The sequence below is a fragment of the Nesterenkonia massiliensis genome (assembly GCF_000455245.1).
GTDB classification, from domain to species: domain Bacteria; phylum Actinomycetota; class Actinomycetes; order Actinomycetales; family Micrococcaceae; genus Nesterenkonia; species Nesterenkonia rhizosphaerae.
The window spans coordinates 55,673-61,354 of record NZ_HG005172.1 but is presented as its reverse complement, the minus strand read 5'-3'; the positions used below and the strand labels follow the sequence as shown (position 1 = coordinate 61,354).

Sequence of the window (5,682 nt, the reverse complement as noted above, 5' to 3'; positions counted from 1 at the left end):
CATGACCGCTCCGTTTGATGCCGAACAGCCTGAAGACGATTTAACTGCCGCCGGTTTCGGCCACGTCACCCGTGAATCCGGGTCGCAGCCCCGCGAACTCGGCGATGCCGCGCCGGTGCCTACCAATGACCCGACGGCGCCGTCGGCTCAGACCGCTGAACGTGCGGCCAAGGCCCTGCTCGCCGCCGCTTCTGTCGAACGCATTGACCTGGCGTGCACCCTGGGCTCCGGTTGGGGCGGTGCCGCTGAACAGCTGGGCGAGCTGGTGGCTGAGATCGACGCCGCAGAAATTCCCGGCTTCCACCATTCCGGGGTCTCCGGCCACTCCGGGACTCTCAAGGTCATCCGGGCAGAAACAGCCGATGGGCAGCCCAGACACATCCTGGTGATCGGTGCCCGCACCCATTACTACGAGGGCCGCGGTGTAGACGCAGTGGCTCACGGGGTGCGTACTGCTGCTGCGGCAGGGGCCAGCGCCATGGTGCTGACCAATGGCTGTGGCGGGCTGAATCCGGAGTGGAAGCCCGGCACTGCGGTGCTGATCAGCGACCACATCAACCTCACCGGCACCTCTGCGCTGCGTGGTGCGCATTTTGTGGATATGACGGACCTCTACTCCCCGCGGCTGCGTGAGCTGGCCCGGGAAGTCGATCCCACTCTCCCCGAAGGCGTCTACGCTCAGTTCCCCGGCCCGCACTATGAGACCCCAGCTGAGGTGAAGATGGCTGGTGTGCTGGGCGCGGACCTGGTGGGCATGTCCACTGCGCTGGAAGCAATTGCCGCACGCGCCGCTGACATGGAGGTCTTCGGCATCTCCCTGGTGACTAACCTGGGTGCGGGAATCTCCCCTGAACCGCTGAGCCACCAGGAGGTCCTGGAGGCAGGGGCGGCTGCGGCACCGCGCATTGCTGCTCTCCTGGCCCAGATTGTCCGCCGCGCCCTGTAACCCGCTGCTTACCGCCCCGACCTAGAATCGCTGGATGCCGCTGTCAGGCGTCCCACCCCAGAACCTCGAAGGAGACGCTCACGTGACTGACCTGCTGAGTACCGTCCGCCGCTGGATCGCGCTGGACCCTGATCCGCGCACCCGCTCTGAGTTGGAAGACCTGCTGCAAGCTGCCGACGGCGGCGACCGCACCGCAGCGACCGCGCTGGAAGGGCTATTTGCTGGTCGGCTCGCCTTCGGCACCGCGGGGCTGCGCGCCGAGCTGGGCCCCGGCCCGCTGCGGATGAACCGCCTGGTGGTCCGGCAGACAGCAGCTGGTCTGCTGAGGTACGCCACGGAGAAGCTCACCGAAGCTCATGCGAAGGTGGATAACCCGCATGACGTGGAGGGCTCGGCTGCCCGCCGCATCGTGATCGGTTTCGACGCCCGGCACCAGTCCGATGAGTTCGCCTACGAGACCGCGGAGATCTTCCACGCCGCGGGGTGGGAAGTGCATCTCTTCGATCAGCCCGGGCCTACTCCGCTGCTGGCGCGTCAGGTCCTGGTGAAGGACGCAGAGGTCGGCGTCATGGTCACCGCCAGCCACAACCCTCCGCGGGATAACGGCTATAAGGTCTACCTCGGCGGTGAGCTGTCCCGATTCCTGGAACCCGACGGCCTGGGTGTGGGCGCTCAGATCGTCTCCCCGGTGGATCGTGAAATTGCTGAGACCATCGCCCAGGTGGTGACAGAGGACTTCGCAGACTCACGCACCGACGCTCAGGTACGAGCCGAGGTCCTCCGTCCTGCTGGTGTGCACACTATCGGCCAAGCGGATCGGGACAGCTACCAGCGCGAGGCCCTGCAGCTGCTGGATGCGCAGAACTATCCGCACCGCGACATCACGATCGTCTATACCGCGATGCACGGCGTCGGCGGTGAAATGGTGACCGAGCTGCTCTCCGCTGCTGGTTTCAGCACCGTTATCCCGGTGGCCGAGCAGTTCGCGCCAGACCCCGATTTCCCCACTGCGGACTTCCCCAACCCGGAGGAGGCTGGTGCGCTGGATCTCGCGCTGAAAGCCGCCGTTGAGCATTCAGCAGATCTGGTGCTGGCCAATGATCCCGACGCCGACCGCCTCTCCGCCGCCGTCTATGACGAACAGGCTGCCTCCTGGCGGCAGCTCTCCGGGGATGAGATCGGCGCCCTGCTGGGTCGGCATATCCTGGACCGCGGCCCGCTGCGCCAAGGATGGCAAAGCACCGGCACCGGTGAGAGCACCGCACCTGCCATCGGAAACTCTGTGGTGTCCTCGCGACTGCTGGGCAAACTCAGCGCAGCCCGCGGCGTCGAGCACGCGGAGACACTCACCGGATTCAAATGGCTGGCCCGGGTGCCCAACATCATCTTCGGTTATGAGGAAGCTATCGGCTTCGACGTGGACCCGGTGCATGTTCGGGATAAGGACGGCGTCTCTGCGGCGATGATCTTTGCCGAGCTCATCGCCGATCTCAAGGCCAAAGGAATCACCGCGGTCCAGGCGCTGGATGACATTGCCGCAGAGGCTGGTGTTTATCTCACTGGGCAGGTCACTATCCGGGTGCAGGATCTCAGTCAGCTGGGCCAGATCACTGCCGCCCTGCGGGAGAACCCGCCGGCTGAGATTGCCGGTTCTGCAGTCACCGAGACCTTGGATCTCAGCCGGCAGCCGCTGCCCGGCCAGGAGTTCACCGAGGCTAAGGTTACCGACGCGCTGATCTATCTCACCGACGCCGGTGACCGGGTGATCGTGCGTCCCTCCGGCACCGAGCCCAAAGTCAAGTGCTACCTGGAGACCACCGCGGAACCGGCCGGCGATGCCGCCGCGGATGTCTCCGCTGCCCGCGCCAAGGCCGCCGAGCGCCTGGACACTGTGCGTGAGGCCATGAACAGCATTCTTGCGAAAGGACCCCAGTAATGACCGCTTCCACCACCCCGACCCCTGTGGAGCTAGCGGGGCTGATCGATCACACCGCACTGAAGCCAGACACGGACGAGGCAACCGTACGCCGGGTGATCTCCGAGGCTCTGGAGCACGGCTTCGCCGCGGTCTGCATCAACCCCCGATGGGTTTCCTTCACCGCAGAAGCTCTAGCCGGCAGCCCGGTGAAGACGTGCACAGTGGTCGGCTTCCCGCTTGGTGCTTCCACCACCGCGGCGAAAGTCGCCGAGACTCAGGACGCCGTTCAGGAGGGCGCTCAGGAGGTGGACATGGTGGTAGACATCGCTGATGCCAACGCCGGCCGGGCCGATGCCGTGCAGGCTCAGATCGCCGCACTGGCGGCCGCGGCGCATGCCGGTGGAGCCATCCTGAAGGTCATTCTGGAGACCAGCCTGCTGACCCAGGAGGCCAAAGAGCTCGTCTGCCGTGCCGCTGAGGCTGCCGGTGCTGACTTTGTGAAGACCTCCACCGGCTTTGGCGGCGGTGGAGCGACGGTCGAAGATATCGCCCTGATGCATTCGGTGGTCGGCGGGCGACTGGGGATCAAAGCTTCCGGCGGGGTGCGCAGCTACGAGGACGCCGTCGCTATGGTCAATGCCGGTGCCAGACGCATCGGGGCTAGCGCCTCAGTTGATATCGTAGAGGGAAGCAAGAACGACGGCGCCCGGGGCGGTTACTGACAAGGTGCATCGCCACGGCGCAACGGAACTTTCGAAAGGGATCTCATGATCAGCAACGGCCAGGTTAAGGCCTACTCCGGACAGGGCCACTTCCTGGGCAACATGGTGGCTTTCCTCTTTGTGTTCGGCATGCTGCTGGGCTCGATCGTCGCGCTGAACTTCTGGGATCTGGACCAGGTCTGGTTGCCGGGTCTGTTGTTCCTGGGTCTCTATACTGGTGCTTTCCTGGTGGCCAAGGAAGTGATCGGCCGTTCGGATTCGCTGGAGCATCAGGACCTTCACGGTGAGCACGGCGAGCCGCTGGATGCGATGGCTTCCCGCGCGGCAGAGTCCAACGCTCCTACCCGTGAGCGCAAGGCTGGCCCGTACCACGCGGACCGCTAAGAGGCGCCTGCCACACAGCATGTATGGGGCCTGAAGCCCGGATGGCGCGCAACGCGGGTATTGACCTGTTGCGCGTCATCTCTGTTGCTGCCGTCGTCGTCGGTCATGGTTGGCCGCTGATGCCGTACGAGGAGTATCTGCAGATCTGGCGGATGCCCCTGTTCTTCTTTCTTGCAGGGTTCTTCCTGTCTCCTGTGCGCAGTTTTGCCGGCGAGATTCGTACCCGCTGGCACACCCTCGGGGTGCCGTATCTGACGTGGCTGGTGCTGCTGATCGCCCTGGTGGCAGTCCACCACTACACGCCCAAGCCCTTTGAAGACACCTGGCTGACCATTGCCGGGGCTGTCTTCGGCGGGGGGCTCACCGATATGCCATTCCTGGCGTTTTGGTTTATCTCCGTGATGTTCTTCGCCGTGCTGCTGGTGCGTCTGCTGCTGACGCTTCCCTGGTGGGTGCAGCTTGCTGCCGCCCTTGGGGGCCTGGCGCTGGCACAGGTTCCCGATTCGGCAATGTCGTATACCAGCCTCGGACTGGGTCTGGCTCCGGCCTGCGCGGCCTTTATCCTGGCCGGATTCTGGTTCCGCCGACTGATCACTCCGGCTCGCGATGCTGCTGGTGTCGGGAGATCTGCCTCGCCTGCCTGGCGGCAGCGGTTGGCTGAGGCAGCCCGTTCCCCTTGGGCCGGTGTGGCCGGGGTGGTGCTGATAGCTGCCGGTATGGCTGGGGTCGCAGCAGGTGCTGAGACGATGAATATGAAGTGGTCCGGCTTCGGGACGTTCCTGGTTTCTCCCGCCCTGGCCCTGTTGATCTGCGTGGGTCTGGTGGGGGTCTTCTCCACTTGGGCCGATGCAGCACTAAAGACGATCCCTGCGGCGCTTTCGGTGATCTCCGAGCTGGTCAAGACCGGCACGATGGTCGTGTTCTTCCACGCCTATGTGCTGTTTTTGATCTGGGATCTGGTCAGCTACCAACCGCTGCGCATCTTGATTGCCCTGCTGGTGTGCTGGAGCTTGGGGCTAGTGGTCAACCGCACGCGGTTCTCACCCTGGCTCACAGGGCTGCCCCGACCGCGATCAGTGAGTCCTCGTACCGCGGGTTAAGCGATCTCCGCTCCTGGTGTGCGGGGCAGGCTAGACCGGGCTGCTAAGCCTGAGTTGGGCTGCTAAACCGGAGTTGGCCTGGTCCGCATGTCACTGGCCATGCCTCACGCTGCCTCAAACCTGTAAGGGATCGCCAAAAACTATCGACATCTACCCATCGACATGAAACAATAGGACATAGATTCGATAGGCGGGCAGATGCGAAGACAGGGGTGATCACCATGGCAGCTTCCACCAGCAGCGCCAGCAGTACCCCTCCCCTGCCCGAGCACCTAAGAGCCCTCGCCGGGGAACCCGAATTGGCTGCAGCCTGGGAGCACCAAGTCGCTGCACGGCGAGCTGAAGCAGCCACCATCACCGCACTCCTGGACTACCGGCAACGGACTGCCACACATTATGCCCAGGAACCCCTGGTCACCCGGTCCGAGGCAGACCGTGCAGCGGTCCGGGACGCCGCCCGCATCCTCGGGGTCAGTGACCGCACCGCGACCACTATCCTCAATACCACCGGAGACGCCAAGCACTTCCTCCCCCACACCTGGCGGGCCTTTACTGAGGGACTCATTGACCTGCCCAGGGTGAGGAAAACCGTCGACGCCGCCGCCACCAGTA

6 protein-coding genes are annotated in these 5,682 nt (G+C 64.4%); all 6 read left to right on the top strand.

Features of this window, described 5'->3' with window-relative positions:
* Nucleotide 1: 1 nt before the first annotated feature.
* Nucleotides 2–946, top strand: a complete 945-nt coding sequence (locus tag TX78_RS10955) for a purine-nucleoside phosphorylase (protein WP_081652771.1) — start codon at nt 2–4, stop codon at nt 944–946.
* 82 nt (nt 947–1,028) lie between these two features.
* Nucleotides 1,029–2,882 carry a phospho-sugar mutase gene (locus TX78_RS10950; RefSeq protein ID WP_233722253.1) on the top strand — a complete coding sequence of 618 codons (1,854 nt, stop codon included), beginning with the start codon at nt 1,029–1,031 and terminating at the stop codon, nt 2,880–2,882.
* Complete coding sequence (deoC, locus tag TX78_RS10945) at nt 2,882–3,586, top strand: deoxyribose-phosphate aldolase (RefSeq protein WP_044496223.1); 705 nt, start codon at nt 2,882–2,884, stop codon at nt 3,584–3,586. Before TX78_RS10950 ends, deoC begins: the two co-directional genes overlap by 1 nt.
* Nucleotides 3,587–3,631: 45 nt before the next feature.
* Nucleotides 3,632–3,970: a hypothetical protein gene (locus TX78_RS10940; RefSeq protein WP_049897854.1), complete on the top strand. Its 339-nt coding sequence runs from the start codon at nt 3,632–3,634 to the stop codon at nt 3,968–3,970.
* A gap of 23 nt (nt 3,971–3,993) precedes the next feature.
* Nucleotides 3,994–5,070 (top strand): acyltransferase family protein, encoded by a 1,077-nt coding sequence (locus TX78_RS10935; protein WP_049897853.1) that lies wholly within the window; start codon nt 3,994–3,996, stop codon nt 5,068–5,070.
* Between the two features lie 221 nt (nt 5,071–5,291).
* Nucleotides 5,292–5,682, top strand: a 391-nt coding sequence (locus TX78_RS13820; RefSeq protein ID WP_158644339.1) for a hypothetical protein, incomplete at its 3' end; no start/stop codon positions are given.